This is a genomic window from uncultured Microbacterium sp. (genome assembly GCF_963521695.1).
GTDB lineage: Bacteria > Actinomycetota > Actinomycetes > Actinomycetales > Microbacteriaceae > Microbacterium.
This window is the reverse complement of the sequence record NZ_CAUQWC010000344.1, coordinates 1-2,589: the sequence shown is the minus strand read 5'-3', so window position 1 is coordinate 2,589 and position 2,589 is coordinate 1. Positions and strand designations below refer to the sequence as shown.

The 2,589-nt window shown below is 71.0% G+C and carries 2 protein-coding genes; one reads left to right on the top strand and one right to left on the bottom strand.

Annotation, left to right across the window (positions count from 1 at the left end):
- Positions 1–1,520, bottom strand: a 1,520-nt coding sequence (locus tag RWP81_RS16160) for a TIM barrel protein (RefSeq protein WP_314457832.1), incomplete at its 3' end; no start/stop codon positions are given.
- Positions 1,521–1,582: 62 nt separating this feature from the next.
- Here RWP81_RS16160 and RWP81_RS16155 point away from each other — a divergent pair.
- On the top strand, positions 1,583–2,215 hold the full coding sequence (locus RWP81_RS16155) for a TetR/AcrR family transcriptional regulator (RefSeq protein WP_314457830.1): 633 nt from the start codon (positions 1,583–1,585) through the stop codon (positions 2,213–2,215).
- Positions 2,216–2,589 lie beyond the last annotated feature (374 nt).

The window sequence follows — 2,589 nt, the reverse complement described above, 5'->3', positions numbered from 1 at the left end:
GCGCGCACGTCTGCGCAGACGAAGGCGACGTGCTGCGGGAGGGCGACGCCCGCCCGCTCGGCGGCGAGGATCGGGGGCGCGACGTTCAGCGGCAGGCGCACGCCTCCGCCCGGGGCGACGAGCACGCGGCTGGCGACGAGGCCCTGCGGGCCGGGAACATCGGTGCTGCTGTCGACGCGCAAGGCGAAACCGGCGGTGTAGAACAGGGTCGCCTCTTCGACGGCATCCCACGGCTGGCTGAGGCTCACGTGATCGACTCCCGTGATCTCGGTGGCCAGCTCCGGCTCGCCGTGCTCGAACTCCCGCACCCAGGCCGGATCCCCCTCGTCGGCGGCCTGCGCCCAGTAGACCTCGGTACCGTCGGGGGCGATCGCGCCGTCGAGGCGCTCCTCGGTGGCGTACGTGCGGCGATAGGCGCGCGGCACCCCCAGCTCGCGCATGCGCAGGTCGACGGCCTCGGCGTCGTCGACCTCGAGGCCGATCGCCGCCAGTCGCGGTTCCCACCCTCGGGCGTGCTGTTCGTTGAGCACGACTCGCGCCTCGCCCGCGGTCCACAGCGTCACGGGTTTCGTGCGGTGACGTCCGCGGGATGTGAAACCGAGCTGGCCGAGCAGCTCCTCGATCGCGGAGGTGTCCTCCGCCTTGACCTCGACGAAGTCGACGGCGGAGGGGGCGGCCGAGTCGGGCAGCATCTGCAGCTCGGCCGGAGCGTCGGGCATCGCGCGCGACACCGCGTCTTCGAGCCACCGCAGCGAGCGGCGCGCGTGGCGGGCGGTGCGCCGCGCGTCGGTCTGCCGGAAGGTGTCGTTGAACACCTCGAGCGACCACGGCCCCGTGTATTCGGCATCCACGATCCGCGCGGTGAAGTCGGTCAGGTCGAAGTCGCCCTCACCGGGGAAGAGTCGGTGGTGCCTGCTCCACGACAGGACGTCCATGCTGAGCCGCGGCGCGTCGGCGAGCTGCACGAAGAAGATCTTCTCGCCCGGGATTCCGCCGATCGCGGCGGGGTCGTGACCGCGCGAGAGGATGTGGAACGAGTCCAAGCACACTCCCACCGCGGGGTGATCCGCGAGTTCGACGATGCGCCACGCGCGACGGTAGTCGTCGATGAAGCGTCCCCACGCGAGGGCTTCGAAGGCGATGCGGATGCCGTATCCCGCCGCCAGGTCGCCCAGACGCCGCAGCTGGTCGGCCGAGACGGCGTCGTCGTCGATCGTCGCGGTGGCGACGTTGCTGCAGCACAGCACGAGGTCGATGCCGAGGCGTCGCATGAGGCGGAATTTCGCGTCGGCTCGGCGCAGCACCGCCGCGAAGGCCTCGTCGTCGACTCCCTCGACGTCACGCATCGGTTGGTAGAGGTCGAGGCTCAGGCCCAGGCGACCGGCGAGGGCGGCGATCTCCTCGGGGCTCTCGGGGGCGGCGAGCAGGTCGGGCTCGAAGATCTCCACGCCGTCGAATCCGGCCTCCGCGCACGCGTGCAGCTTGTCGGCCAGGGTGCCGCTGATACAGACGGTCGCCATCGAGGTCCTCATGGGCGCCGAATGTACCATCTGGTACAAAGCGGGTCCACTAGTCTGACCGAATGGCCGAGGCACGCAGGGACGCCGAGCGCACTCGCGCCGAACTGCTCACCGTCGCGACCGAGGTGTTCGCCGAAGACGGCTTCTCCGGCGCCCGCGTCGATGAGATCGCCGCCCGCACCCGCACCACGAAGCGGATGATCTACTACTACTTCGGCGGCAAAGAGGGCCTTTACCGGGCCGTGCTCGAAGAGGCGTACCGCGGTATCCGCGAGGCGGAGCGGGCGATCGACGTCGATCACGCCGATCCCGTGGATGCCATCCGCGCCCTCGCCGAGCTCACCTTCGACCACCACGTGGGGCACGAGGCCTTCATCCGTCTGGTTGCGATCGAGAACATCCACCGCGGCGAGTTCATCCGCCAGATCGAGGGGCTCCGCACGCTCTCGCAGCCGGCGAAGAGCCTCCTCGACGAGATCCTGGAGCGCGGGCGCGAGTCCGGCGTGTTCCGCTCCGACGTGGATGCGATCGACGTGCACCTCGTGATCAGTTCGTACTGCGTGTTCCAGGTCGCGAACCAGTACACGTTCGGTCACCTCTTCGACGTCGACCTCGCCTCCCCCGAGCGGCGGGCGCACCTGCGCACGGCCCTCGGTGACGTGGTCGTCGGCTGGCTGACGGCTCCCGCCCGCTGACCCGCGCCTGCGCGGCTCCACGCGCGGTCCCTCGCCCGGCGCCCGCCTCCTGTTGAGCGTCCAAGACACGCCGCGGGCGGTGGTGCAGTGCGGCGTGTCCTGGACACTCAACGGGACCGACGGCCCGCGCGCCGGCGCCGGATCGTGGCGGCACGCGCCGCGTGTTGCCTGTCGTGGCCGCCCCCCTTGTCGAGCGTCCAAGACACGCCGCAGGTGCCGGGGCGACACGGCGTGTCTTGGACAGTCGGCCACCCTTCGGATGCCTGGCGCGGGAGCCTCGCCCTGCGCGGGTGCGTCTCTCCTGCCCGGTGCCCCGCCGCCGCCCCCCTGTTGAGTGTCCAGAACACTCCGCAGCCGCCCGCACGACACGGCGT

Coding starts and splice junctions, on each gene's coding strand:
- RWP81_RS16155 (WP_314457830.1), top strand. CDS start 1,583: ATGGCCGAGGCACGCAGGGACGCCGAGCGCACTCGCGCCGAACTGCTC.